We start from the raw sequence: 24,552 nt of genomic DNA on the forward strand, positions 1-24,552 counted from the left end.
GTGCTCCTCGTGTGGACTGGGAGTCAGTCTACGAGGAACGCGGTCAGTGCTCGGACGCGCTGCCGAGGAAGATCACGCCCACCAGCGCCATGAGGAAGTGGCCGGTGAAGCGCAGCGCCGTCAGCACGGGGCGCAGCAGCGCGTGGAAGTCGAAGTGAGCAACTGCGGCCCTGGATGCGGTAGTCGTCGTCATGGTGTCAACTGTGCCGTTCGCGCAGGTCAGCGCACATCGGCTCGGAGTATCGAGAGGTGGTCAGCCCGAGGTAGGAAGATCGGCTGCAACACTCGGCCGGAAGGTGGACACCAACGGGACATGAGGCTGATGCGACCGATCTGGGAGGGGGCCGCCGCCATGCCTGACGACGCCCCGTCGGACGCCGAACTGTGGGCACGCGGCGATGAGCGCGCCTTCGGCTTGCTCTACGACCGTCATGCCGAGGCGGTGTGGAACCACGCCTACCGGCTGACGGCCTCGTGGTCGACCGCGGAGGACCTGACGTCCGCGACGTTCATGACGGCGTGGCGCCGCCGCGCCGAGATGAAGCTCGTGCACGACAGCGCGCTGCCGTGGCTGTACACCGTCGCGGGCTTCCTGGCCCGGTCGGAGTTCCGCCGCAAGGCGCGGTTCACCCGGCTGCTGCACCGCGTGCCGCGCAACGACGTGCAGCGCGACCACGCCGACGACGTGGTCGCGTCGCTCGACCACGAGGCCCGGCTGCGCGAGGTGCTGGAGGCGGTCGAACGTCTCCCCCGCGCCGAACGCGAGGCCGTGGAACTGGTCCTGCTCGGCGAACTGTCCACCGCGCAGGCCGCCGAGGCCCTGGGCGTGGCCGAGGTGAGCATCCGGTCCCGCATCTCGCGCGCCCGCACCCGCCTGCGCAAGCAGGTCTCCTTCGACACCCTGGAGGTGCGGTGATGGCCTTCGACCTGCCTCCCCACCGCGAACTGCCCGCGGACGTCAAGGAGCGGATGCGCCCGGACTTCACCGAGTCGGTCACCGTCCGGCCGCACCGCAGCCGCGCTCCGCTCGCGGTCGCCGCCGGGGTGGCCCTCCTCATCGCGGGCGGTGTGGTCGTCACGCAGACGGCCGGCCACGAGGTCAGCCCCGGCAACCCGCGCGTCGTCCTGCCTTCCGACCAGGACCTGGCACGCTGTCGCGCCGCCCTGAGAGACCCGAACTGGCAGTCCACCGAGATGGCCGTCCTCCGCCAGCGCAAGGTCCTGCACGGCGTGGACGGTCGCTTCTGCGAGCTCACCCGCTCCACGGCCAGCGTCGCGAAGGACGACTTCGAGCCTGCCGTGCTGAAGGCAGGGTCGATCACCTACCGCTCGCCCCGGATCATCGCCGGCGTACCGCCGCAGGGCACGACCACCGCGGGGAGGGAACGGATCGACCGCGACCCTCTCGGGATCGCGAGCGCCCCTCAGCTCGGTCCCGAGTCGTTCAACGACAGCGTGGTCACCGCCGGCTTCTTCGTCATCGAGGTCTGGGGCGCGGGAACCCGGAGACCAACGCTGTTCTTCGACGATCGGCCCGTGGAGACGCCGATCATCGATCCGAGTTCCGCGGTCGCCACGCCCAGCTTCGAGAGCGGTGACCCCGACAGCGCGTCTCCGGAGAACGTCCTCGCCCAGTGCCTGGACAAGGAGTGGGAGGACAGCGGGCTGCACTCCGATCTGCTGGAGAACTGGGAACCCGCTGTCGCCACGGGGCTCGCGAACCGGCAGGGCGCGCTGATCGCGCGGCGGGGGGACGCGGAGTTCGGGTACTGCTTCGTCGACGACGCGGCCGAGTCCTTCTGGATCGTCCGCAACGTGCGGGAGGACCCCGACAAGCCGTACCTGATCGCGCAACAGGGGACCGGCCGGGAACGTCACAGCGCCTCGATCGTGTCCACCGGGGAGTACTCGGTCGTCGGTCACCTCGGTCGTCACACCGGGACGGTCGAGGTGTCGGACCGCGACGGTCCCGCGGTCAAGGCCGAGATGGTCGACGGGTTCTTCCTGGCGAACGTCCCCCTCAGGGACGGGCGCGAAGACCTCTCGAGGCCGACCTCCCCGCTCGAACCGGGACGCCTGCACGTGGTCGTCCGGGACGACCACGGCGATGTCGCCTACGAGGGTGCACTCGAGTGACCGTCGGTCACCACGGCGTGAAGGAGGGGCAGGCCGCGTGACGGCCTGCCCCTTCTTCGTGTGTCAGGTTCGGGCGGCTCAGCCCACCTTCACCACGCGGGCGGCGCCTCCGCCGCGTCGGGTGGGTTCGGCGACGGCGCGCCAGCGGCCGTCCTTGGTGCGTTCGACGGCGGTGGCGGCGCCGATCTCGGCGTTCTGGCTGAACTTGTGCCCGATGGCCTGGAGGCCCGCGGTGGTGGAGGCGGCGATGAACTCCGCCTCGGCCGGGGTGGTCGCGGCGTTGCGCTGCGAGGCGCGCGGGGCCTTGACCGCGTCGACCAGGGACATCTTGCGGTCGAGGCGGGCGGTCAGGATCTGGGTGACCGTGGTGATGATGGTGGAGCCGCCCGGTGAGCCGACGGCGAGCAGGACCTTGCCGTGGTCGAGGACGATCGTCGGGGCCATGGACGAGCGCGGGCGCTTGCCGGGGCCGGGGAGGTTCGGGTGCGGGACGCCGGCGGTCGGGGCGACGAACTCGAAGTCGGTGAGCTCGTTGTTGAGCAGGAAGCCGCGGCCCGGGACGACGATGCCGCTGCCGCCCTCCGCCTCGATGGTGAGCGTGTAGGCGACGACGTTGCCCCAGCGGTCGGCCGTGGTGAGGTGCGTGGTGCGTTCGGCGTCCTCGCGGAGGGCGGAGAGGCCGGCGGTGGCTTCACAGGCCTTCGGGTTGTACGGGTCTGCGGCGGGCTGCGGGGCGGGCAGCACGGCGTCGGGCTTGATCAGGCAGGCGCGGCTGTCGGCGAACTTCTGCGACAGCAGGCCCTCGGTCGGCACCCGGTTGAACTTCGGGTCGCCGACCCAGCGCAGCCGGTCCGCGAAGGAGAGCTTGGTCGACTCGATGAAGCGGTGCAGGTACTCGACGTCGGAGACCTTCGAGAGGTCGGTCGACTCCAGGATGTTGAGCGCCTCGCCGACGGTCGTACCGCCGGACGACGGCGCGGCCATGCCGTAGACGTCGAGGCCGCGGTAGCGGGTGTGCGTCGGGTCGCGGCGTTCGACCTGGTAGCGGGCGAGGTCGGAGAGCTGCATGTCGCCGGCGCGGACGTTGCGGGTGGAGCCGGGGACGACCGGCGGCTTCTGCACGGTCTTCACCAGGTCGCGGCCGACGGCGCCGCCGTAGAGCGAGGCGAGCTCAGTGCGGGCGAGCTCGCGGTAGGTGTCGGCGAGCTGCGGGTTGCGGAACGTGCTGCCGACCGCGGGCGGCTGGCCGCCGGGCAGGTAGAGGTCGCGGGTAGAGGTGAAGTCGGCGAAGCGGGCGGCGTTGTTCGCGATCTGCGTGTTGAACGTCTGGTCGACGACGAAACCGCGCCGTGCCAACGACTCCGCGGGCCCCATGGCCTCACGCAGGTTGAGCGTGCCCCACTTGCGCAGCGCCTGCTGCCACGTCTTCGGCGTGCCGGGGACTCCGACGGACTTGCCGCTCGTCATCGCCTCGGCGAAGGGCAGCGGCGCGCCGTTCTCCACGAACAGCTGGTCGGTCGCGGACCTCGGCGCGGTCTCCCGGCCGTCCAGAGTGGACACCCTGCCGGAGCGGGCGTCGTAGTAGACGAAGAAGCCGCCGCCGCCGATGCCCGCGCTGAACGGGTCGGTGACGCCGAGCGCGGCGGCGGTGGCGACGGCGGCGTCCACGGCGTTGCCACCGCGGCGGAGCACGTCGATGCCGATCTGGGAGGCGTCCGGGTCGACGCTGGAGACCGCGCCTCCCCAGCCGACCTGCTCGGGTACGCGTGGCGCTGGCGAGGACTCCGCCGCTCCCGCCGGGGCGGGGGCGACCAGGGCTACGGAGAGCGTCAAGGCGGCGACCGTTCGCAACATGCGGAAACTTCTACTCCGTTGTGACCGGATGGCAACACCCCTTGAGGAAGGCCTAAGGTGCGGGCGTGTCGATCGATCTTGACCAGTTGCGAAACGATTTCACGAACACCCCGCTCGACGAGGCCGACCGCGAGGAGGCGCTGCACCTCCTGCTGCGCGAACGCCGCGATGGCGACGCCGACCTGGTGCGCCACCTGCTCGCCGAGGAGACCGCCGCGCACCAGGAGGGCTGGGGCGTGCGCGAGGCGCTGGTGCTGGCCGCGCTGCTGCTCGCCGAGTGCGGCCGCGAGGACGACGTGTGGGCCCTGTGGGAGGCCAAGAACGCCTCCTTCGACACCATGGCGGGCCTCGACGGGTTCCTGCTGTTCCCGGCGGGCATCGCGGGCACGACGGCGCACGTGATCGCGGGCGAGCAGCACCCCGAGCGCAACGACCTCATGACCTACATGAGCGAGTACCTGGAGTACGAGAAGCTGACCGACGAGGACATCCGCGAGCACATCGCCGGTCTGCGTTCCCACTACGAGAGCTGACCGCTACAGCACTTCCAGCGGGTCGAGCTTGATGCGCACCAGCTCCTGCTCCTTGCGGGCCGTCCGCACGGCCTGAGCCTCTGCCAGCACGGCGGCGAGCTGCCGGCCCTCCGCGCGGGACACCCGCACCAGCGCGCGTTCCTTGGTCTCGTCCTCGCCCAGCGGCACCGGCCCGAGGATCTCCCCGGTGGACGGCAGCCGCAGCTCGTCGAGCATGGCGTTGAGGGCGTCCGGGGTGCCGTCGACGGTCGCCATCCTGACCGCCGGCGGGAACCCGAGCTCGGTGCGCGCGGCCAGTTCGGTCGCGGCGTGCCACACCGGGTCCCAGCGGACGAGGGCCTGCACCGGCGTGAGCGACGAGTCGGCGATCACCACCACCCGCCCGTTGCCGGGCCGCACCAGTCCGGCGGCCGTCATCCAGCGCCGCAGCGCCTCCTCGGACGCCCGCAGGTCGGCCCTGCCGAGCAACGCCCACCCGTCGAGCAGCAGCACGGCGCCGTACCCGCCCTCGGCGACGGGCTCGGCACCCGGCGTGGCGACCACCAGCGAGGGCTTGCCAGGCACCTTGGTCAGCACCTCGTCCGCGCCGCTGGTGCGCACCGGGTGCCCCGGGAACGCCCGCCCGAGCTCCTCGGCCGTGCGCCGGGCGCCGATGATCTGCCCGCGCAGCTTGCGCGACCCGCAGGTGGGACACCGAAAGCCGGCCTCGGTGGCCGCGCACCACCGGCAGTACGCGGGCTTCGGCAGGCCGTCCTGCGTGCCACCGGGCAACGCCAGCGGCCCCGCGCACCGGCGGCACCGCGCGGGCCCCCGGCACTGCCCACAGGCCAGTGACGGCACGTACCCGCGCCGCGGCACCTGGATCAGCACCGGCGAGTCGGCCAGCGCGAACCGGGCGGCGTCGAACGCGATGGACGGCAACCGAGCCGTCCGCGCGGCCGAGTCCTTCACGTCCTGCCAGTCGGTGTCGCCCACCGACACCACCCGCGGCGCCACGGACCTCAACGTCTCGCGAGAAGCCACGATCTCGTGCGCCCAGCCCGTCTCGACGAGCAACTGCGCCTCAGCAGTACGAGCGAACCCGCCGATGAGCAACGCCGCCCCGGTCATGTGCGCGCGCTGCACCAGCACGTCCCGCACGTTCGGATAGGGCGACCGCTGCTCCACGTGCAGGTCATCACCGTCGTCCCACACCACGAGCAGCCCGGGGTCCCGAACGGGCGCGAACGCCGTGGCGCGCGTCCCGACCACCACCCGAGCAACCCCGCGCCGCACAGCCAGCCACCGCTTGTACCGCTCAGAAGGCCCGAGGTCGGCAGACAGCGTCACCACACCCTCGATCAACCTCCCGCAGGCCTCGGCAACACGCGCCAGGTCGCGGTGGTCGGGCACGACGATCGCCACCCCGCGCCCGGACGAAGCCACCGCCGCAGCGGCCTCCGCGAGGCGGGCGGGCCAGTCCTCCGCCGGCAACGCCTGCCAGACGGCGTGGGCGGGACGGCCCTCACGCAGGGCCTCCAGGTACTTGGGCCCGCGCGGGTACCGCGACCAGGCGTCCGCGGGGACGGGCGGCAACTCCGAACGCACGGGGACGGCGGGCTCCGGCACCAGAGGTTCGGCCTCGGCGAGGGTGAGGTCAGCGGGTGCAGAAGCGGGACCGGCTGCGGGGGATGCGGCGGGTTCAGCCACAGCGGACGTGCCGGATGTGGCGGTGGAGTCATCCGCGGTGAGCTGGCCGAGGGTGGCAGTGGGGTCGGCCGCGGCAGGCTGGCCGGGTGCTGCGTCGGCAGGCTGCGCTTCCGGTTCGGCGGCAGCGTCGGCGGCGGCGTCAGCGACGACAACCGCGGCGGCGGGTCCCTCCGGTGCGGGCTGCTGCGTCACCCAGGCCGGGAGTTGGGGTAGCGGTGGTGCTTCGCCTTGTGCGGCGGCTTCTGCTCGGGCGTGGCGGGGTGGGATCGCCAGGCGCAGCACGTCGATCATGCCGCCCGCGTACCTGTCGGCCACGGCGCGGGCCAGGGCGGCGATTTCCGGCGCCAGCACCGGTTCGGGGGACACCACCTTTTCGATGAAGGCCAGCTTCTTGCCGTACTCGGAGGTTTCCTTGCGCTCCAGCAGGTAGCCGTCCACCAGTTGGCCCGCGAACCGGACTCGGACTCGGACTCCCGGTGTGGCGGTTTCGTCCAGTTCGGACGGAACCGCGTAGTCGAACGGGCGGTCCAGGTGGGCCAGGGGGACGTCCACCACGATTCGGGCGACCGGCAGCGACTCCGCGGGGATTCGCTCCCCTTTTCTCGCTCCGGTCTTCGCGCTCATGCCTCCTGGTGTATCAGACACCCCCGACAGTCACGCGTTGCGCCTCACCAAACCGGTGAAGCCCGCCACGAACAGGGTTGCGAACGCCCACGCCAGGACCTGGAGCAGCCAGGTCGAGGCCAGGACGAGTTGGCCGGCGCCTGAGGTCACGTCGACCGTGCATCGGGCGGCGTCCACCTTGACCAGCGGTGTGGCCACGTTCAGCGCGTAGCCGATCTGTTCCACCACCGAGCAGCGCACGGCGCCGCTGGTGAGCACCACGCCGACCGACACCGCCAGCACCCCGGCCAGCCACACGAGCGCCAGGCCCGGGCGGTAGCCGTGTCCGACGGTCACGCCTCGGATCAGGTGCCACACGCGTCCCCACCGCGAGAGCCGGCCGCGGCGGCGCAGATCGCGTTGCTGGGCAACGCGGATGCGGCGCACGTCGCGTTCGTGGCCTGCGGCGGCGTGTGCGGCGGCGAGTTGCGTCCACGGTTGTGTGGCGTAGTACGGGGTGCGCGTGGGTAACGCTGTCAGCCAATCGTCCACAGTGGCGTCCCGTGGGAGGCCTTCGTAGGTGAGTCCTTCGAGCTGCACCTGGCCGTCTACGCACTCGAAGGGCAGGAACAGCTCCTTGCCGACGCTCATGTGCCTCAGGTCGAGCGCCACGCCGGGTGAGGTGAACCGGCCGCGCCGGAAGATGAGCTGGCCGTCCACGTGTGTGCCGCGCATGCGCACGGCCGAGTGCGCGCCGCCGGACACCTCGCACCCGTGCGACAGGAAGATGGCGTCACCCACGTGCAGGTCGACCAGGTTCAGGCCGCCTTCGAACCGGCCGCCCTGGCACGCCAGCACCCCGGCGACGCGCGAGCCGCTCAGGGTGACGGAGCCGGTCGCGTGGAAGCCGTCGTCCAGGTACACGCTGCCGCCGATGCGCATGTGCAGCGCGTCGATCGACTCGGCGCCGCTCAGGCGCGCGCCGCTCAGCCGCAGGTGGTGGTCCACGGCCAGGCCGCGGGCCTCGATCGCCGGGGCGACCAGGCCGCGCAGGTCCAGCAGCGAGAACTGCGCTCGGCTGAGCACCACCGGCGACTCGGTGGTGCAGTCGTGCAGCACCAACGGTTTCTTCGCCACGACGTCACTCAGGTCGAGTTGACCGGTGATCGTCGCGCCGACGAGCTTCAACCCACCCGGACCCAGCGACTCGTGCTCGATCATCCGCCGCCGGATCTCGTCCCCCGTGATCTCCACGGGCCAGACGTTAGCCTGAGATCGACTCCTGGCCGTTCTCGATGTGACCGCAGAGCCGCCGGCGGAACCGGGGCTCCTCCTCCACCGTGACCGTCAGGTCGTACCAGCCGGAGTTCATGATGGTCAGCCACGGGATCACGGTGCGGTGGCCGGGCCTCACGACGTAGCGACGCCGCCCCAGCACGAACGTCAGCCGCGACGAACCGCTGTTCTCGAACGTCAACGTCAGCACACGGCTGTAGCCGCGCACCGACGACGACACGCGCGCACGGTCCGAAGAACTGCCGACGAACTCACGACGGAACCCGTTGGGCCCCAGCAGCACGAGGTCGTGGTCTCCGGTGACCTCGACCGTCGCGGTACCGGCCACGTCGAAGTGCTGCGGCAGCGCGAACTGCCCGGAGTACGGGTACAGCGCGAGGTGCGCGGAGGCCGCGCCCGAGTTCGACATCTCCAACGTGGCCCCGCGCAACGACGCGTCAGGCTGGTACGGCAGAGCGCGCGCACGCCGCCGTCCGGCCTCCTGTTCCGGCATCTTCTGCTCGGACGGAGGCGCGGGCCGCCACCGAGGCGTGGCGGGCGGCACGGGAGCCGGTTCTCCGACCTCGGGCCAGGTTCGCCGCCGATCGAAGTCGAACGCCGACGTCAGGTCGCCAGCGACCGTGCGGCGCCATGCGGAGATCTCCTCCGACCGCACGCCGGTCCACTTCTCCAGGAACCGCGTCATCGACGTGTGGTCGAACACCTGCGAGTTGACATACCCACCGACAGACCACGGCGACACGACCGTCATGGGCACACGCGCACCAAGCCCCAACGGCCGGTCACCCACGTATTCGTCCGTGACGGACAACGGCGGCCGCGGCGGCGGCATGTGGTCGAAGAACCCGTCGTTCTCGTCGTAGGTGATGAACAGAACGGTGGACTCCCACACGTCCTGGTTGGAAGCCAGTGCGTCCAGCACCTGGTAGGTGATCGACGCGGATGCGGCCGGTGACGAGGCCCCGGGGTGCTCGGAGTCCACAGAGGACGGAACCAGGTACGACACGGCCGGCAACCGCCCCGCGGCGACGTCGGCCCGGAACGTCTCCCCCAGCCCGCCGGGCTTCACCCGCTGCAAGCCCCTGTCGTACAAGGACCTCTCCGCCGCCGACAGCGCCGACAGGTCCAGCGACCCGATCAACGCGGCGTCGCCGGTGCCGTACAGCTTGTCGAGCGACTTGAACCCGGCGGGCAACACCTTCCTCGCGATCTCCTTGAAGCGCAGGTAGAACTCGAGGTTGTTGTCCTGGAAGTTGTCCCACTCCTGGTAGACCCGCCACGACTTCCCGGCGGCCTCGAGACGCTCCGGATACGTCTTCCACGAGTACCCGGCGTGCGTGTCCTCGCTGTAGGCCGCGTTGCCGGTGGCCCGCCCACCGGCAGGCTCGAACCCCGTGTAGCCGGACACCCAGTAGTTGCGGTTGGGCGAGGTGGAGGACGGCACTGAGCAGTGGTACGCGTCGCACAACGTGAACGTGTCCGCCAGCTCGTAGTGGAACGGGATGTCCTGACGCGTGTAGAACGCCATGGTCGCCCCGGTCTTGGCGGGCACCCAGTTGTCGTTCCACCCGCCCCGCAAGGCGGAGTGCCCGCCGTTCCAGCTGTGGTCGAGGTCTCCGATGTACTGGATGTCCCGCCCGGATGCGGCCTCACGCACCGGGAACGGCAACACACCGGACTGGTTGAACACGCCCTTCAGCGCGTTGCGGTCCGAGAACCCCCGCACGCCACGAAGCGACCCGTAGTAGTGGTCGAACGAACGGTTCTCCTGCACCAACATCACCACGTGCTTGATGGCACGCAACCCACCCGCACGAGGCTCACGGGCCAACGCGGCGTACACCGACGGCGGCAACAGCGTGCCCGCACCAGCAGCAGCGACCGCAGCCATGAACCCACGACGAGAGAGCGACATACCCGCAGTTTGTAGTCCCGGTACATGGCGCGGAACCGACCCTCGTATGAACAAAGACCCTGGAAGACCGGGGTGTTCTTCACAGATCACAGCAGGCGGGAAGCGGCGAGGCGGCCGGTGCGCTCAAGAAGTTCGGGCGGCTCGTGTATCAGGGGCGCCGCAAGGAACTCCGCCCGAACGTGGGCCAACGCCCACCTGGTCCGTGCCCCCTTGACACACCCCGGACCAGGTGGCGTGCCGCGCCTCGCCGGGCAGCGCCAGCGCTCCCTCCTGACGCAACCGGCGAGGCGCACCCTTCAAACCAGAACGGCCCGCCTCCCCGAAGGGAAGCGGGCCGTCAGAGGCGAATCAGGCGCCTGCGGCGTTGCGCAGGGCCTCCGCGCGGTCGGTCGACTCCCAGGGGAGGTCGACGTCGGTGCGGCCGAAGTGGCCGTACGCGGCGGTCGGCGCGTAGATCGGGCGGAGCAGGTCGAGGTCGCGGATGATCGCGGCGGGCCGGAGGTCGAAGACCTCGGTGATGGCCTGCTGGATCTTCTGCGGGTCCACGGTCTCGGTGCCGAAGGTCTCGACGAACAGGCCGACCGGGGCCGCCTTGCCGATGGCGTAGGCGACCTGGACCTCGACGCGCGTGGCCAGGCCGGCGGCGACGGTGTTCTTGGCGACCCAGCGCATGGCGTAGGCGGCCGAGCGGTCCACCTTCGACGGGTCCTTGCCGGAGAAGGCGCCGCCGCCGTGGCGGGCCATGCCGCCGTAGGTGTCGACGATGATCTTGCGTCCGGTGAGGCCCGCGTCGCCCATGGGGCCACCGATGACGAAGCGGCCGGTCGGGTTGGTCAGCAGGCGGACGTTCGTGGTGTCGAGGCCCAGCTCGGCGATCTCGGGGGCGACCACGTGCTCGCGGAGGTCGACGCCGAGGAGCTTCTCGAGGTCGATGCCGTCGGCGTGCTGGGTGGAGATGACGACCGTGTCGAGGCGGACGGGCTGGTCGCCCGCGTACTCGATGGTGACCTGGGTCTTGCCGTCCGGGCGCAGGTACGGGACGGTGCCGTCCTTGCGGACCCCGGTCAGGCGGCGGGACAGGCGGTGGGCCAGCGCGATCGGGAGCGGCATCAACTCGGGCGTGTCGGTGCACGCGTAGCCGAACATCAGGCCCTGGTCGCCGGCGCCCTGCTTGTCGATCTCGTCGTCGGCGCCTTCGACGCGGTTCTCGAAGGCGGTGTCGACGCCCTGCGCGATGTCCGGGGACTGCGCGCCGATGGCGACGTTGACGCCGCACGAGTGGCCGTCGAAGCCCTTCGCGGACGAGTCGTAGCCGATCTCGAGGATCTTCTCGCGGACGATGGTGGGGATGTCCGCGTAGGCCTCGGTGGTGACCTCACCCGCGACGTGGACCTGGCCGGTGGTGACCATCGTCTCCACGGCGACACGCGAGCGCGGATCCTTGGCCAGCAAGGCGTCCAGGATCGAGTCGCTGATCGCGTCACAGATCTTGTCCGGGTGTCCCTCGGTCACCGACTCACTGGTGAACAGCCTGCTGCTGTGCTGGCTCACGGACACTCCTTAGTTGCGGGGTTGGACTGAGGAAAAACTCTACCGAGACATAGTCAAGCGAGCGGTAACTGCGTCCCAGACAGCGGACGCCACTTGAGTTTTCGGCCCGTGGGGTATAGGCGTCTCGGCGCCGTCCGGGGACAGCAGCCAGCCGGCGTTGTCGTCCTGCTCGAACGCCTTGCCGTCGCCGACCGCGTTGAGGACCAGGAGATCGCAGCCCTTGCGGCGCAGCTTCGCCCGGCCGTAGTCGAGCACCGACGTGGTCTCGTCGCCGGTCTCCGCCGCGAAACCCACGATGAGCTGGCCATTCCTACGTGCGGAAACGAGCTCCACGAGGATGTCGGGGTTCTTCGTCAACGCGATCGGGTCGGGGTCGCCGTCGGTCTTCTTGATCTTGTGCCCGGTGAGCGACACCGGCCGGAAGTCGGCCACCGCGGCGGCCATCACGACCACGTCCGCGTCGGCCGCGACCTTGTGCATGGCGTCGCGCAGCTCCATCGCGGAGCCCACGCGGACCAGATCGACGCCGGCAGGTGTGGCCAGATCCGCTGTGTTTCCCGCGACCAAAGTCACCTTCGCACCGCGTTGCGCGGCCACCCGAGCGAGCGCGTAGCCCTGTTTCCCGGACGAGCGGTTGCCGATGAACCGCACCGGATCGAGTGGTTCTCGCGTGCCACCGGCGGAGATCGCGACGTGCACACCTTCGAGTGTCCGCTTCAGCGCGTCGCTCTGCACCAAGAGGAGCCGGGCGAGCTCGACGATCTCGGAGGGGTCGGGCAGGCGGCCCTTGCCGGTGTCCTTGCCGGTCAGCCGGCCGGAAGCGGGTTCGGCGACGTTCACGCCACGGCTGCGCAGCAGCTGCACGTTGTGCTGCGTCGCCGGGTGCTCCCACATCTCTGTGTGCATGGCCGGGACCAGCAGGACCGGGCAGCGCGCGGTGAGCAGGGTGTTCGTCAGCAGGTCGTCCGCGAGGCCGTGGGCGGCCTTGGCGATGAGGTTCGCGGTCGCGGGGGCCACGACGACGAGGTCGGCGTTCTGGCCCAGCTTGACGTGCGGCACCTCGTGCACGTCGTCGAACGGGTCCGCGGACACGACCTGGCCCGACAGCGCCTCGAACGTGGCGGCTCCCACGAACTTCAGCGCGCCCTCGGTCGGGATGACCCGCACCGAGTGACCGGACTCGGTCAGCCGCCGCAGGACCTCACAGGCCTTGTACGCGGCGATGCCCCCGCCAACCCCAAGGACGATCTTGGGCTTGACGGGGGCATCGGCGTCAGATGCAGCGGGGTTCAAAGACTCTCCTGTGAGCGATGACCGGCGCGGTCACGCCCACAAGGGAGGACCCGCTGGGGGTCCGGGGTCGCCCCCGGCGTGGGTGTGGGGCAAGCCCCACGAGGAACTACTCGCCCTCGGTGTGCTCGAGGAGACCGGCGTGGATCTCCCGGAGCGCGATGGAGAGGGGCTTCTCACGCGGGCCCGGCTCGACGAGCGGGCCGACGTACTCCAGCAGGCCCTCGCCGAGCTGCGCGTAGTAGTCGTTGATCTGGCGGGCACGCTTCGCGGCGTAGATCACCAACGCGTACTTCGAGCTCACCTGCTCAAGCAGGTCGTCGATCGGCGGGTTGGTGATGCCCTCCGGGGAACCGGTCAGATGACCGAGCTCGGTGTGGGTGATCACTTTCAGACTCCTGAAATTCGTGGTCCGACCATCAAGGATAGCAAGTCGGCCGCGGCCGACTGCACGTCGGCGTTCACGACGACCTCGTCGAACTCCTTTTCGGCCGCCAGCTCGTCGCGGGCGATCTCCAAGCGACGTTCGACGACGTCCGGGTGTTCGGTGCCTCGGCCGGTCAACCGGTCGACCAGGTGCTCCCAGGACGGGGGCATCAGCATGACCAGCTGGGCCTCTGGCATGGCCACTCGGACCTGCCGCGCGCCCTGCAGCTCGATCTCCAGCAGGGCGGGACGGCCGGCGGCCAGTGCTTCCTCGACGGGCCGGCGAGGCGTTCCGTAGCAGTTGCCCGCGAACTCGGCGTGTTCGAGGAACTCGCCCGCCTCGGCCATCTGCTGGAACTTCTCTCGGTCCACGAAGTGGTAGTGCACCCCGTCGACCTCGCCCGGCCTCGGCTTCCTGGTGGTCGCCGAGACGGAGAAGTAGACGTCGGGCTGCTGCCTGCGCAGCTCCGCCAGGACGCTGGACTTGCCAACGCCGGACGGCCCGGACAAGACGGTGAGGCGGGAACGGGCAGAACCCGTCCCCGCCTCGGTGCCAATCACTCTCCGCTGAACTCGGAGAGCAGGGCCTTGCGCTGACGGTCACCGAGACCGCGCAGGCGACGGCTGGGAGCGATCTCGAGGCGCTCCATGATCTGCTGCGCGCGAACCTTGCCGACGCCCGGGAGGGCCTCGAGCAGCGCGGACACCTTCATCTTGCCCAGGACCTCGTCGCTCTCGGCGGCCTTGAGCACGTCCGTCAGGGTCGTGCCGCCGCGCTTGAGGCGCTCCTTGAGCTCAGCCCGAGCGCGACGAGCGGCAGCAGCCTTCTCCAGCGCTGCGGCTCGCTGCTCCTCGGTAAGCTGGGGAAGAGCCACGATTTCCTCCGTGGTGTGGATTCTTTTCGGATCGGTGCCGCGACCGTACCGACCGCAATTGCCTGAGTACAACGTGACCCAGTCAGGTAAATCTTCAGCGGTGGTGAGTGATGCGGCGGGTGGTAGTAGTACCAACACCCTCCGGCGGCCTGATCACTGCCTCCGGCAACTCGTCGCCCACGTTACGTGTGCTATGAGCCCGGTGACCAGCGGGGCAGCCGGTGGCGTGGACCCTACCAACACATGTTTCCCCAGGTGAGCGCGCCACACACAAAAGTTGTGGCGCGCCCGTCCCCTAGAGGCTCTCCTGGACCCTCCGCACGGCGCTGACCAGCGAAGACACGTCCGGGCCGTGCTTGAGAACATCTCGTGAAGAAGTGGGCAGAACGCCCCGCATGTCGGGCCCGAAGAGCCGTTTTAGATCTGCCACAGAGCCGCCCTGGGCACCGAAACCGGGGGCCAGGATCGGTCCGTTGAACCCGGAGAGGTCTACATCCGTTTCCCCGATCGTGGCACCCACGACGAGCCCGACATCACCGCTCGGGGAAATGCCTGAATTCCGAGCGGTTGCGAAATCGATGATCGTCTGCGCCACGGTTCGCCCGTCCGGAGCAACGGCGCGCTGGACCTCGGCCCCTTCGGGGTTCGACGTCAGCGCGAGCACGAACACGCCCCGGCCCGTCGCCCGTGCCGTGTCGAGCGCGGGCTGCAACGACCCGAACCCGAGGAAGGGCGAGACCGTCACGGCGTCACCGGCGAGCGGCGAGCCGTCGCTCAGGAACGCCTGGGCGTAGGCGGCCATGGTCGAACCGATGTCGCCGCGCTTGGCGTCCACGAGCACGAGCGTGCCCGAGTCGCGCAGCCCCGCGATCACCCGCTCCAGCACGGCGACGCCACGGGACCCGTAGGCCTCGAAGAACGCCGCCTGCGGCTTCACCATCGCGACGGTGCCGCCGAACGCCTCCACGGACGTCATGGCGAACCGTTCGAGGCCTTCCGCGGTCGGCGAGAGGCCCCACGACTCCAGCAGGCTGGGGTGCGGGTCGATCCCGACGCACAGGGGTCCGTGCGCCGCAACGGCTTTCGCGAGCTTCTCGCCGAACGTCACGCGTCACCCCGCAGCGCGGCCTGGAGGGCCTGCAGCGGCTGGACCCCGATGTCACCCCGGATGAGCGCCTCGATGCCGTGCACGGCCGCGGCGGCGCCCTGGATGGTGGTGACGCACGGGATGTCCTTGGCGACGGCGGCGGTGCGGATCTCGTAACCGTCCACACGGGGCCCGCTGTTGCCGTACGGCGTGTTGAAGATCATGTCGATCTCGCCGTTGAGGATCATGTCGACGACGTTGCCCTCGCCCTCGAAGTGCTTGCGCACCTCGGTGCACGGGATCCCGTTGCGCTTCAGGACCTCCGCTGTGCCCGCGGTCGCCAGGATCTGGAACCCGAGGTCGGCGAGGCGCTTCACAGGGAAGATCATCGCGCGCTTGTCGCGGTTAGCGAACGACACGAACACCTTGCCCTTGGTGGGCAGCGAGCCGTACGACGCCGTCTGCGACTTCGCGAACGCCTTGCCGAACGACGAGTCGATGCCCATGACCTCGCCGGTGGACTTCATCTCCGGGCCGAGCAACGAGTCGACGCCGTGGCCTTCGGGCGTGCGGAAGCGGTGGAACTGCATGACCGCCTCCTTGACCGCGACGGGCGCGTGCTCGGGCAGCCGGGCACCGTCACCGGTGGCCGGCAGGATGCCCTCGACGCGCAGCTCCGCGATCGTGGCGCCGAGCATGACGCGCGACGCGGCCTTGGCCATCGACACGGCCGTCGCCTTGGACACGAACGGCACCGTGCGCGACGCACGCGGGTTCGCCTCCAGGACGTACAGCACGTCGTCCTTGAGCGCGTACTGGACGTTCAGGAGCCCCTTCACGCCGATGCCGCGCGCGATGGCCTCGGTGGAGCGGCGGACGTTCTCGATGTCCGAGGCGCCCAGGGTGATCGGCGGCAGCGCGCACGACGAGTCGCCGGAGTGCACACCGGCTTCCTCGATGTGCTCCATCACGCCGCCGATGAACACCTCGGTGCCGTCGCACAGCGCGTCCACGTCGATCTCGATGGCGTCGTCGAGGAACCGGTCGACCAGCACCGGGTGCTCGGGCGTCACCTCGGTCGCGCGGGCGATGTAGCCCGACAGCGACTCCTCGTCGTACACGATCTCCATGCCGCGCCCGCCGAGCACGTAGGAGGGGCGCACGAGGACCGGGTAGCCGATCTCGTCCGCGATCTCCTTCGCCTCGCCGAACGACGTGGCCGTGCCGAACTTCGGCGCGGGCAGGCCGGCGTCGGTCAGCACCTTGCCGAACGCGCCGCGGTCCTCGGCCAGGTGGATCGCCTCGGGCGTAGTGCCCACGACGGGCACGCCGGCGTCGGCCAGGCGCTTCGCCAGACCCAGCGGCGTCTGGCCGCCCAGCTGCACGATGACGCCCGCGACCGTGCCGGAGCGCTGCTCGGAGTGCACGACCTCCAGCACGTCCTCGAACGTCAGCGGCTCGAAGTACAGGCGGTCGGAGGTGTCGTAGTCCGTCGACACCGTCTCCGGGTTGCAGTTCACCATCACGGTCTCGTACCCGGCCGCCCGCAGCGCCATCGCCGCGTGCACGCACGAGTAGTCGAACTCGATGCCCTGACCGATGCGGTTCGGCCCGGAGCCCAGGATCAGCACCTTGGGCTTCTCGCGCTGCTCCGCGACCTCGGTCTCGGCGTCGGGGTCCAGCTCGTACGCCGAGTAGTGGTACGGCGTCTCGGACTTGAACTCCGCCGCGCACGTGTCGACCGTCTTGTAGACCGGACGCACGCCGAGACGGTGGCGCAGCGCGCGCACGCCGTCCTCACCCGCCAGCTCCGGGCGGAGAACGGAGATCTGCCGGTCGGACAGACCGGCGCGCTTCGCCTTGCGCAGCAACGGTTCGTCGAGCACGGGGGCGTCCAGCAGCTCCGTGCGCAACGTGCCGAGCCACGCGATCTGCTCGATGAACCACGGGTCGATCTTCGACGCGGTGTAGACGTCCTCAATGGACGCCCCGAGCCGAAGAGCACGCTCGACCGTGTACAGGCGGCCGTCGTGACCTCGTTCCAGCTGGGCCAGGACGGACTCCAGCGTAGTGCCCTCCGGGTCGGGCTGAGTCCAGAAACCGACCGATTTCGTTTCCAGCGAACGCAGTGCCTTGCCGAGCGCCTCGACGAAGTTGCGGCCGATGGACATGGCCTCGCCGACCGACTTCATCGTGGTCGTCAGGGTCGGGTCCGCACCGGGGAACTTCTCGAACGCGAACCGCGGCGCCTTCACGACGACGTAGTCGAGCGTCGGCTCGAACGACGCGGGGGTCTCGCCGGTGATGTCGTTGGTGATCTCGTCCAGCGTGTAGCCGATCGCGAGCTTCGCGGCGATCTTGGCGATCGGGAAACCCGTTGCCTTGGAAGCGAGAGCCGACGACCGCGACACGCGCGGGTTCATCTCGATGACGACCATGCGGCCGTTGTCCGGGTGGATCGCGAACTGGATGTTGCAGCCACCGGTGTCGACGCCGACCTCGCGGATGACCTGGATGCCGACGTCGCGCATGTGCTGGTACTCGCGGTCGGTCAGCGTCATCGCCGGCGCCACCGTCACCGAGTCACCGGTGTGCACGCCCATCGGGTCGATGTTCTCGATCGAGCAGATCACGACGACGTTGTCGTTGCGGTCGCGCATCAGCTCGAGCTCGTACTCCTTCCACCCGAGCACGCTCTCCTCGATGAGCACCTCGGTGACCGGGGACTCCTCCAGGCCGATCGCCGCGAGCCGCTCCAGCTCCTCGGGCGTGTACGCCATGCCGGAACCCAGGCCGCCCATGGTGAACGACGGCCGGATGACGACCGGCAGGCCGAGGTCGGCGACGGTCGCGCGGACCTCGTCCATCGTCTTGCAAACGGCCGAGCGCGGGACGTCCGAGCCGATGCGGCGGACCAGGTCCTTGAAGATCTGCCGGTCCTCGCCGCGCTGGATGGCGTCGATGTTCGCGCCGATCAGCTCGACGTCGTACTTCTCCAGGACGCCGCGCTCGTGCAGCGCGATGGCCGTGTTCAGCGCCGTCTGCCCGCCCAGCGTCGCCAGGATCGCGTCCGGGCGTTCCTGCGCGATGACCTTCTCCACGAACTCGGCCGTGATCGGCTCGATGTAGGTGGCGTCGGCGAACTCGGGGTCGGTCATGATCGTGGCCGGGTTGGAGTTCACCAGGCTGACCCTGATGCCCTCCTCGCGCAGCACCCGGCACGCCTGGGTGCCGGAGTAGTCGAACTCGCAGGCCTGACCGATGACGATCGGGCCGGAGCCGATGACCAGGATGTGCTTGAGATCAGTCCTCTTCGGCATCAGCGGGCCTCATTCATCATGGTCACGAAGTCGTCGAACAGGGGCGCGGCGTCGTGCGGACCGGCCGCGGCCTCGGGGTGGTACTGCACGGAGAACGCCGGCGCGTCGAGCAGCCGGACGCCCTCGACGGTGCCGTCGTTGGGGCAGTAGTGCGACAGCACGGCGCGGCCGAACTCCGAGGAGAACTCCTCCCCCGGAGTCCCTTCCAGCGCGAACCCGTGGTTCTGCGAGGTGATGGCGACCTTGCCGGTGGTCACGTCGATGACCGGGATGTTGATGCCGCGGTGGCCGTAGCGCATCTTGTACGTCCCGCGGCCGACCGCGCGGCCCAGGATCTGGTTGCCGAAGCAGATGCCGAACAGCGGCAGCTTGCGGCCCAGCGCCTGCTTCGTCAGTTCGATCGCGTGGTCCTGCGTCGCCGGGTCACCAGGACCGTTCGACAGGAACAGACCGTCCGGGCTGACCTTGAGGATGTCCTCGAACGTGCTGGTCAGCGGCAGGACGTGCACCTCGATGCCGCGTGCGGCCATCATCCGCGGGGTGTTGGACTTGATGCCCAGGTCCAGCGCCGCGACGGTGAACTTCTTCTCGCCGACGGCCTCGACCACGTACGGCTTCTCGGTGGTGACGTCGACCGCGAGGTTCGCGCCGACCATCTGCGCCGACGCCTTGACCTGCCCGACCATCGACGCGGCGTCCGTGAGCTCGGCCCCGGAGAACACGCCGGCGCGCATCGCGCCCTGCTCGCGGATGTGACGGGTCAGCGTGCGGGTGTCGAGACCCGCGATGCCGACGACGCCCTGGTTCGCGAGCTCCTCGTCGAGACCGCGCTTCGAGCGCCAGTTCGACGGCGTGCGCGCGGGGTCGCGGACGACGTAGCCCGCCACCCAGATCTTCGACGACTCGTCGTCCTCGTCGTTCCAGCCGGTGTTGCCGATCTGCGGCGCGGTCTGCACCACGATCTGGCGGTGGTAGGACGGGTCGGTCAGGGTTTCCTGGTACCCGGTCATGGCCGTGGAGAACACGACCTCGCCGAGCGAGACGCCGGTCGCTCCGTACGCCTCACCGCGGAAGACTCGTCCGTCTTCCAGCACCAATGCCGCGTTCGTCACGCCTTGCCTCCCACGAGAGCTTTGACCCATTCGTCGTAAACGTCTTTGTCGTCACCGCGGAAGCCAGTGTCGAACAGGTGGCCATCGTTTTCCCACTGCACCACCAACAAGCCCTGCTCGCTGAACATGACCTTGCCCGCGAGGCCGCGGTCGGTCCGGGCGTCCCGGATGGACTCGGCGGGGATGAACAACGGCGAGGCGCCGGTCCGGTCGATCGCGATGCCTTCCGGCACCAGGCTCAGCGTCGCCTCGGCGCGGTGGCCGATGTCGCCGACCTGGATGCGGTCCTGCCAGTTACCCGCGTTCGTCGTTCCGATGTAGACGCCGGTGGTCGCGAGCCGCGCCGCGCCGAGCTTCTCCGGCGTCGAGGGGAACGCCGGCAGGTCGGCCTGCTTGCGCTGGCGTCGCTTCCAGCCGTGCCACATGCCGTAGACGCACAGGGCGAAGAAGACGAAGACCGCCAGGGAGAGGAGGATCCGGCTCATTCCGCAATCCTTCCCGCCAGTGCGGTCACCCGGCCACGCAAGATGGTGGCCGTCACCGCGGCGGGCAGTTCCATGCCTTCGAACGGGGTGTTGCCCGCGATGCTCGCGAGCTCCGCGCCGTTGACGGTCCACGACGCGTCGGGGTCGACCAGCACGAGGTTCGCGGGCTCGCCGACCGCGATCGGACGGCCCTGGTCGGTCAGGCCGGCGATCTCGGCGGGCTTCTCGCTCATGACCCGGGCGACGCCGCGCCAGTCCAGCAGGCCCGTCCTGACCATGGTCTCGACGACGATGCCCAGCGCGGTCTGCAGGCCGAGCATGCCCGGACGGGCCGCCGACCACTCGCAGTCCTTGTCCTGGATCGCGTGCGGGGCGTGGTCCGTGGCGACGCAGTCGATCGTGCCGTCGGCCAGGGCCTGGCGCAGCGCGTCCACGTCGCTCTGCGTGCGCAGCGGCGGGTTGACCTTGTTGACCGGGTCGTAGGTGGCGAGCCGGTCGTCGGTCAGGATCAGGTGGTGCGGGGTGACCTCGGCGGACACCTTGGTGCCACGGGCCTTGGCCCACTTCAGGACGTCCGCCGTGCCGGTGGTGCTGACGTGGCAGACGTGCAGCTTCGCGTCGACCTGCTGCGCGAGGATGCAGTCACGGGCGACGATCGACTCCTCGGCCGCGGCGGGCCAGCCCTGCAGGCCGAGGCGTGAGGCGTTCTCGCCCTCGTGCGCCTGGGCACCGACGGTGAGCTTGGGCTCCTCGGCGTGCTGCGCGATGACGGCGCCGAGCGCCTTCGAGTACTCCAGGGCCCTGCGCATGATCAACGGGTCGTGCACGCAGTGGCCGTCGTCGGAGAACACCCGGACGTTCGCCTTGGACTTGGCCATCGTGCCGAGCTCGGCGAGCTTCTCGCCCTTGAGCCCGACGGTGACGGCGCCGACCGGGTGGACGTCGACGAGGCCGACCTCCTGGCCGCGGCGGGCGACGTGCTCGACGATCACGGCGTTGTCCGCGACCGGGTCGGTGTTGGCCATCGCGAAAACGGCCGTGTAGCCGCCGAGAGCGGCGGCCTTCGAACCCGTCTCGATGGTCTCGGTGTCCTCGCGACCGGGCTCACGCAGGTGGGTGTGCAGGTCGACGAAGCCAGGCAGCAGAACCGCGCCGTTGCCTTCGATGACCTCCGCGTTCTCGTCCGTGCCCTCGGCGATGACGCCGTCACGGATCAGAACGTCCTGCGGTTCCCCCTCGCCGTAGGGCCTAACTCCCTTGAGAAGCAAGGGCTTCACGCGTTTTCCTCCTCGTGGGCAAGCAGGTGGTACAGCACGGCCATGCGCACGTGGACACCGTTGCGGACCTGCTCGGTGATGGCGGCCTGCGGGCTGTCGGCGACGACGGAGGCGATCTCCATGCCGCGCAGCATCGGGCCGGGGTGCAGCACGACGGCGTGCTCGGGCAGCAGCTTCAGGCGGCGCTCGTTGAGGCCGTACGCGATCGAGTACTCGCGTGAGCTCGGGAAGAACCCGCCGGTCATCCGCTCGGCCTGCACGCGCAGCAACATCACCGCGTCCTGCGAGGCGAGCTCGGAGTCGATCTCGTGCGAGACCGTGACCGGCCAGTTCTCCACGCCCGTCGGCAGCAGCGTGGGCGGGGCGACGAGCGTGACCTCGGCACCGAGCGTGGTCAGCAGGTGCACGTTCGACCGGGCGACCCGGCTGTGCAGGACGTCACCGACGATCGCGACGCGGCGGCCGTCGAGGCTGCCGAGGCGGTCGCGCAGCGTGGCGGCGTCGAGCAACGCCTGGGTGGGGTGCTCGTGCATGCCGTCGCCCGCGTTCACCACGGACGTGCTGGTGTGCTTGAGCCAGCCCGCGAGCCGGTGCGCGGCACCGGACGCCGGGTGGCGCACGATCACGCAGTCGGCACCCGCCGCCTGCAACGTGAGCGCGGTGTCCCGCAGCGACTCGCCCTTGCTGACGCTGGAACCGGAGCTACTGACGTTGATCACGTCCGCGGACATCCACTTGCCGGCGATCTCGAACGACACCCGCGTGCGGGTGCTGTTCTCGTAGAACATCGTGATCACCGTGCGGCCGCGCAGCGTCGGCAGCTTGCGGACCTCGCGGCCGAGCAGCGCCTGCTTCAGCCGGTCCGCGGTGTCGAGGATCGCGACCGCCTGGTCGCGGCCGAGGCCGTCGGTGGTGAGCAGGTGCTTCACTTCAGCACCACTCCGTCGCGGCCGTCGAACTCCTCGAGCATCACGACGACGTCCTCGGTCTTCGACGTCGGCAGGTTCTTGCCGACGTAGTCCGCGCGGATCGGCAGCTCCCGGTGACCGCGGTCGACGAGCACGGCCAGCTGGACGGCGCGGGGCCGGCCGTGGTCGCGCAGGGCGTCGAGGGCGGCGCGGATCGTGCGTCCGGAGAACAGCACGTCGTCCACGAGCACGACCAGCTTGTCGTCGACGCCGCCCTCGGGCAGCTTCGTCGCCTCCAACGGCCTGGTGGGGCCTCGGCGGAGATCGTCCCGGTAGAGGGTGATGTCGAGCGTGCCCTCGTGCACCGTGCGGCCGGAAAATTCGGCGATCTTAGCGGCAAGGCGTCGTGCGAGGGGGGCTCCCCGGCTGGGAATACCCATCAAGACGACGTCGGGTGCGCTGGGTGCATCGAGAGCGGTCTTCTCGATGATCTGATGGGCCATTCGGGCGACAGTGCGCGCGACGTCACCGGCCGAGAGAATCTCGCGATCCCCGGCCGGATCCGTCGCGCCACGTTGACGTGACGCCACGGCTGGACCTCCTTCCCCGCCTCACTGGACGGGTCCTTAAAGGACGTCGGACACCTAGTAATAACTAGGCTGACCTGCACCGTATCACCTACGGACGGTCAACCATCCGAGTGGTAGGCCAGGCGTGGCGCGCGTCTCTCCTTGAGATCAGCTTGACCTGCCGACCACGGCGAGTAATCATTACTCTGCGTATCGATCTAAGCCTCCCCGCAGCACGCGTGTACTGCTGACGGGGCGAATGAACGGAGAACCGCCACATGGGCGACTACGCCAAGGCGCTGGGGGCCAAGCTCCGCGCTATCCGCCAGCAGCAGGGTCTGTCCCTGCACGGCGTCGAGCAGAAGTCCGGCGGTCGCTGGAAGGCCGTGGTCGTCGGCTCCTACGAGCGCGGTGACCGCGCGGTGACCGTGCAGAAGCTGGCCGAGCTGGCCGACTTCTACGGGGTTCCCGTCGCCGAGCTGCTGCCGGAGGGCCGCGTGCCGTCGGGCGCCGAGCCGGCCACCAAGATCGTGATCAACCTCGAACGGCTCCAGCAGCTGCCGGTCGAGAAGGTCGGCCCGCTGGCCCGCTACGCCGCGACCATCCAGTCGCAGCGCGGCGACTACAACGGCAAGGTCCTCTCCATCCGCACCGAGGACCTGCGTTCGCTCGCGATCATCTACGACATGACGCCGGGCGAGCTCACCGAGCAGCTCATCGACTGGGGTGTGCTTCCTCCCGAGGCGCGTCCCGCGAAGGAAGACTGAGCTTCCTCGAACTCGCAACGCGAGGCTCCCCCGACGTCCTGTCAGTCGCCCTGAGGACGTTCGTGGGAGCCTCGTGCGTTCACGGGGTCATTCGGGTGAGAACAGTCGGCGGACGTGCTCCCGGTCCGTGATCGCGTGGATCGCCGCGATCCGGCGCTCGCGCACCGTGAACGACACCAGCGCGACCGGCCGCCCCTCCACTGTGGACACGAGGCCCGCCTCGCCGCCGACCACCGCGGGTTCCACGCACGGCGCGTTCTGCAGCACCGCCGCCTTGGGCCCGACCATGCCCGCGCCGCGCAGCCAGATCTCCTCCGAACGCAGCGTCACGTCCGGGTCCAGCACGTCCTCGCCCGCCATGAACGCGTCGACGACCTCGCGCTGGCCGAGCAGCCCCACGTCGGACACCGGTCTGTTCTCGACCCGCTTGCGGGCGCGTGCCTCGACCTGCAACGCGCCGAGCGGTGTGCGGCCGATCAGCGGCGCCACCTGCTCGAACGGTTCCTCGAACATGTCGTGCAGCACGTAGGCGACGCGTTCGTCGGGGGTCAGCGCGTCGAGCGCGGTCAGCACGCCGAGGCCGGGTTCGTGGTTCGGCCCCTTGCTCACCACGGGGTCCGGCATCTCGAAGCCGTTCTTGGCCCGCGCGCGCAGCATCGTGAGGCTCACCCGCGCGACGACGGTGCTGAGCCAGCTCGGCTCACCGGTCTTCCTGATCTTGCGCCGCGCCTCCTCGACCGCGTCCGCCGCCTCCGCGAAACGGCCGAGCATGCGGTAGGCGAGCTTGTTCTCCTGGTCCAACTCCCCGATCACGTTGGTCCCTTCAATCGAGCGCCCACACAAATAGACACCTCACGGG

At 69.8% G+C, this 24,552-nt stretch carries 22 protein-coding genes; 4 read left to right on the forward strand and 18 right to left on the reverse strand.

Annotated features, from left to right (window positions below):
• Positions 1-43 precede the first annotated feature (43 nt).
• Positions 44-193, reverse strand: a complete 150-nt coding sequence (locus ACFWNN_RS23810; RefSeq protein ID WP_382442123.1) for a hypothetical protein — start codon at positions 191-193, stop codon at positions 44-46.
• Between the two features lie 129 nt (positions 194-322).
• On the opposite strand from ACFWNN_RS23810, the gene ACFWNN_RS23815 reads away from it, so the two are divergent.
• Positions 323-916 (forward strand): RNA polymerase sigma factor, encoded by a 594-nt coding sequence (locus tag ACFWNN_RS23815; RefSeq protein WP_382442193.1) that lies wholly within the window; start codon positions 323-325, stop codon positions 914-916.
• Positions 916-2,136, forward strand: coding sequence for a hypothetical protein (locus ACFWNN_RS23820; RefSeq protein ID WP_382442124.1), 1,221 nt, complete (start codon positions 916-918; stop codon positions 2,134-2,136). The genes ACFWNN_RS23815 and ACFWNN_RS23820 overlap by 1 nt, the downstream gene beginning before the upstream one ends.
• A 78-nt stretch (positions 2,137-2,214) precedes the next feature.
• Here ACFWNN_RS23820 and ggt read toward each other — a convergent pair whose 3' ends face one another.
• The gene (gene ggt, locus ACFWNN_RS23825; RefSeq protein WP_382442125.1) at positions 2,215-3,990 is read right to left on the reverse strand and encodes a gamma-glutamyltransferase; all 1,776 of its coding nucleotides are present in this window, start codon (positions 3,988-3,990) and stop codon (positions 2,215-2,217) included.
• A 65-nt stretch (positions 3,991-4,055) separates the two neighbouring features.
• On the opposite strand from ggt, the gene ACFWNN_RS23830 reads away from it, so the two are divergent.
• Positions 4,056-4,523, forward strand: coding sequence for a hypothetical protein (locus tag ACFWNN_RS23830; RefSeq protein WP_382442126.1), 468 nt, complete (start codon positions 4,056-4,058; stop codon positions 4,521-4,523).
• A gap of 3 nt (positions 4,524-4,526) precedes the next feature.
• On the opposite strand, the gene ACFWNN_RS23835 is transcribed toward ACFWNN_RS23830, so the two are convergent.
• The 15 genes from ACFWNN_RS23835 to pyrR form a co-directional block, all read right to left on the reverse strand.
• The gene (locus tag ACFWNN_RS23835) at positions 4,527-6,836 is read right to left on the reverse strand and encodes a primosomal protein N' (protein WP_382442127.1); all 2,310 of its coding nucleotides are present in this window, start codon (positions 6,834-6,836) and stop codon (positions 4,527-4,529) included.
• A gap of 30 nt (positions 6,837-6,866) precedes the next feature.
• Positions 6,867-8,069 (reverse strand): hypothetical protein, encoded by a 1,203-nt coding sequence (locus tag ACFWNN_RS23840; RefSeq protein WP_382442128.1) that lies wholly within the window; start codon positions 8,067-8,069, stop codon positions 6,867-6,869.
• Between the two features lie 10 nt (positions 8,070-8,079).
• Positions 8,080-10,026, reverse strand: coding sequence for a phosphocholine-specific phospholipase C (locus ACFWNN_RS23845; protein ID WP_382442129.1), 1,947 nt, complete (start codon positions 10,024-10,026; stop codon positions 8,080-8,082).
• 348 nt (positions 10,027-10,374) lie between these two features.
• On the reverse strand, positions 10,375-11,577 hold the full coding sequence (metK, locus tag ACFWNN_RS23850; RefSeq protein WP_382442130.1) for a methionine adenosyltransferase: 1,203 nt from the start codon (positions 11,575-11,577) through the stop codon (positions 10,375-10,377).
• A 39-nt stretch (positions 11,578-11,616) separates the two neighbouring features.
• A complete protein-coding gene (gene coaBC / locus ACFWNN_RS23855) occupies positions 11,617-12,870 on the reverse strand; it encodes a bifunctional phosphopantothenoylcysteine decarboxylase/phosphopantothenate--cysteine ligase CoaBC (RefSeq protein WP_382442131.1) in 1,254 nt (417 codons plus the stop codon).
• A 106-nt stretch (positions 12,871-12,976) separates the two neighbouring features.
• Positions 12,977-13,255 (reverse strand): DNA-directed RNA polymerase subunit omega, encoded by a 279-nt coding sequence (gene rpoZ / locus ACFWNN_RS23860; RefSeq protein ID WP_045313812.1) that lies wholly within the window; start codon positions 13,253-13,255, stop codon positions 12,977-12,979.
• Positions 13,256-13,257: 2 nt separating this feature from the next.
• On the reverse strand, positions 13,258-13,854 hold the full coding sequence (gene gmk, locus ACFWNN_RS23865) for a guanylate kinase (RefSeq protein ID WP_382442132.1): 597 nt from the start codon (positions 13,852-13,854) through the stop codon (positions 13,258-13,260).
• Positions 13,851-14,168 (reverse strand): integration host factor, actinobacterial type, encoded by a 318-nt coding sequence (gene mihF, locus ACFWNN_RS23870; RefSeq protein ID WP_030471603.1) that lies wholly within the window; start codon positions 14,166-14,168, stop codon positions 13,851-13,853. The genes gmk and mihF overlap by 4 nt, the downstream gene beginning before the upstream one ends.
• 295 nt (positions 14,169-14,463) lie before the next feature.
• Entirely contained in the window at positions 14,464-15,276 is an 813-nt protein-coding gene (gene pyrF, locus ACFWNN_RS23875; protein ID WP_382442133.1) for an orotidine-5'-phosphate decarboxylase, read from the reverse strand.
• Positions 15,273-18,575: a carbamoyl-phosphate synthase large subunit gene (gene carB / locus ACFWNN_RS23880; RefSeq protein WP_382442134.1), complete on the reverse strand. Its 3,303-nt coding sequence runs from the start codon at positions 18,573-18,575 to the stop codon at positions 15,273-15,275. Before carB ends, pyrF begins: the two co-directional genes overlap by 4 nt.
• Complete coding sequence (carA, locus tag ACFWNN_RS23885) at positions 18,575-19,717, reverse strand: glutamine-hydrolyzing carbamoyl-phosphate synthase small subunit (RefSeq protein ID WP_382442135.1); 1,143 nt, start codon at positions 19,715-19,717, stop codon at positions 18,575-18,577. The genes carB and carA overlap by 1 nt, the downstream gene beginning before the upstream one ends.
• Positions 19,684-20,172, reverse strand: a complete 489-nt coding sequence (locus ACFWNN_RS23890; protein WP_382442136.1) for a transporter — start codon at positions 20,170-20,172, stop codon at positions 19,684-19,686. Before ACFWNN_RS23890 ends, carA begins: the two co-directional genes overlap by 34 nt.
• Entirely contained in the window at positions 20,169-21,449 is a 1,281-nt protein-coding gene (locus ACFWNN_RS23895) for a dihydroorotase (RefSeq protein WP_382442137.1), read from the reverse strand. The genes ACFWNN_RS23890 and ACFWNN_RS23895 overlap by 4 nt, the downstream gene beginning before the upstream one ends.
• Positions 21,446-22,378, reverse strand: coding sequence for an aspartate carbamoyltransferase catalytic subunit (locus tag ACFWNN_RS23900; RefSeq protein ID WP_382442138.1), 933 nt, complete (start codon positions 22,376-22,378; stop codon positions 21,446-21,448). The genes ACFWNN_RS23895 and ACFWNN_RS23900 overlap by 4 nt, the downstream gene beginning before the upstream one ends.
• A complete protein-coding gene (gene pyrR, locus ACFWNN_RS23905; protein WP_266034724.1) occupies positions 22,375-22,947 on the reverse strand; it encodes a bifunctional pyr operon transcriptional regulator/uracil phosphoribosyltransferase PyrR in 573 nt (190 codons plus the stop codon). The genes ACFWNN_RS23900 and pyrR overlap by 4 nt, the downstream gene beginning before the upstream one ends.
• A 257-nt stretch (positions 22,948-23,204) precedes the next feature.
• Between pyrR and ACFWNN_RS23910 the strand changes: the two genes are divergently transcribed.
• Positions 23,205-23,693 carry a transcriptional regulator gene (locus tag ACFWNN_RS23910; protein ID WP_030471611.1) on the forward strand — a complete coding sequence of 163 codons (489 nt, stop codon included), beginning with the start codon at positions 23,205-23,207 and terminating at the stop codon, positions 23,691-23,693.
• A gap of 87 nt (positions 23,694-23,780) precedes the next feature.
• Here ACFWNN_RS23910 and ACFWNN_RS23915 read toward each other — a convergent pair whose 3' ends face one another.
• A complete protein-coding gene (locus ACFWNN_RS23915) occupies positions 23,781-24,506 on the reverse strand; it encodes an RNA polymerase subunit sigma-70 (protein WP_382442139.1) in 726 nt (241 codons plus the stop codon).
• Between the last annotated feature and the right edge of the window lie 46 nt (positions 24,507-24,552).

It is taken from the genome of Lentzea sp. NPDC058450, assembly GCF_042721395.1.
Lineage (GTDB): Bacteria > Actinomycetota > Actinomycetes > Mycobacteriales > Pseudonocardiaceae > Lentzea.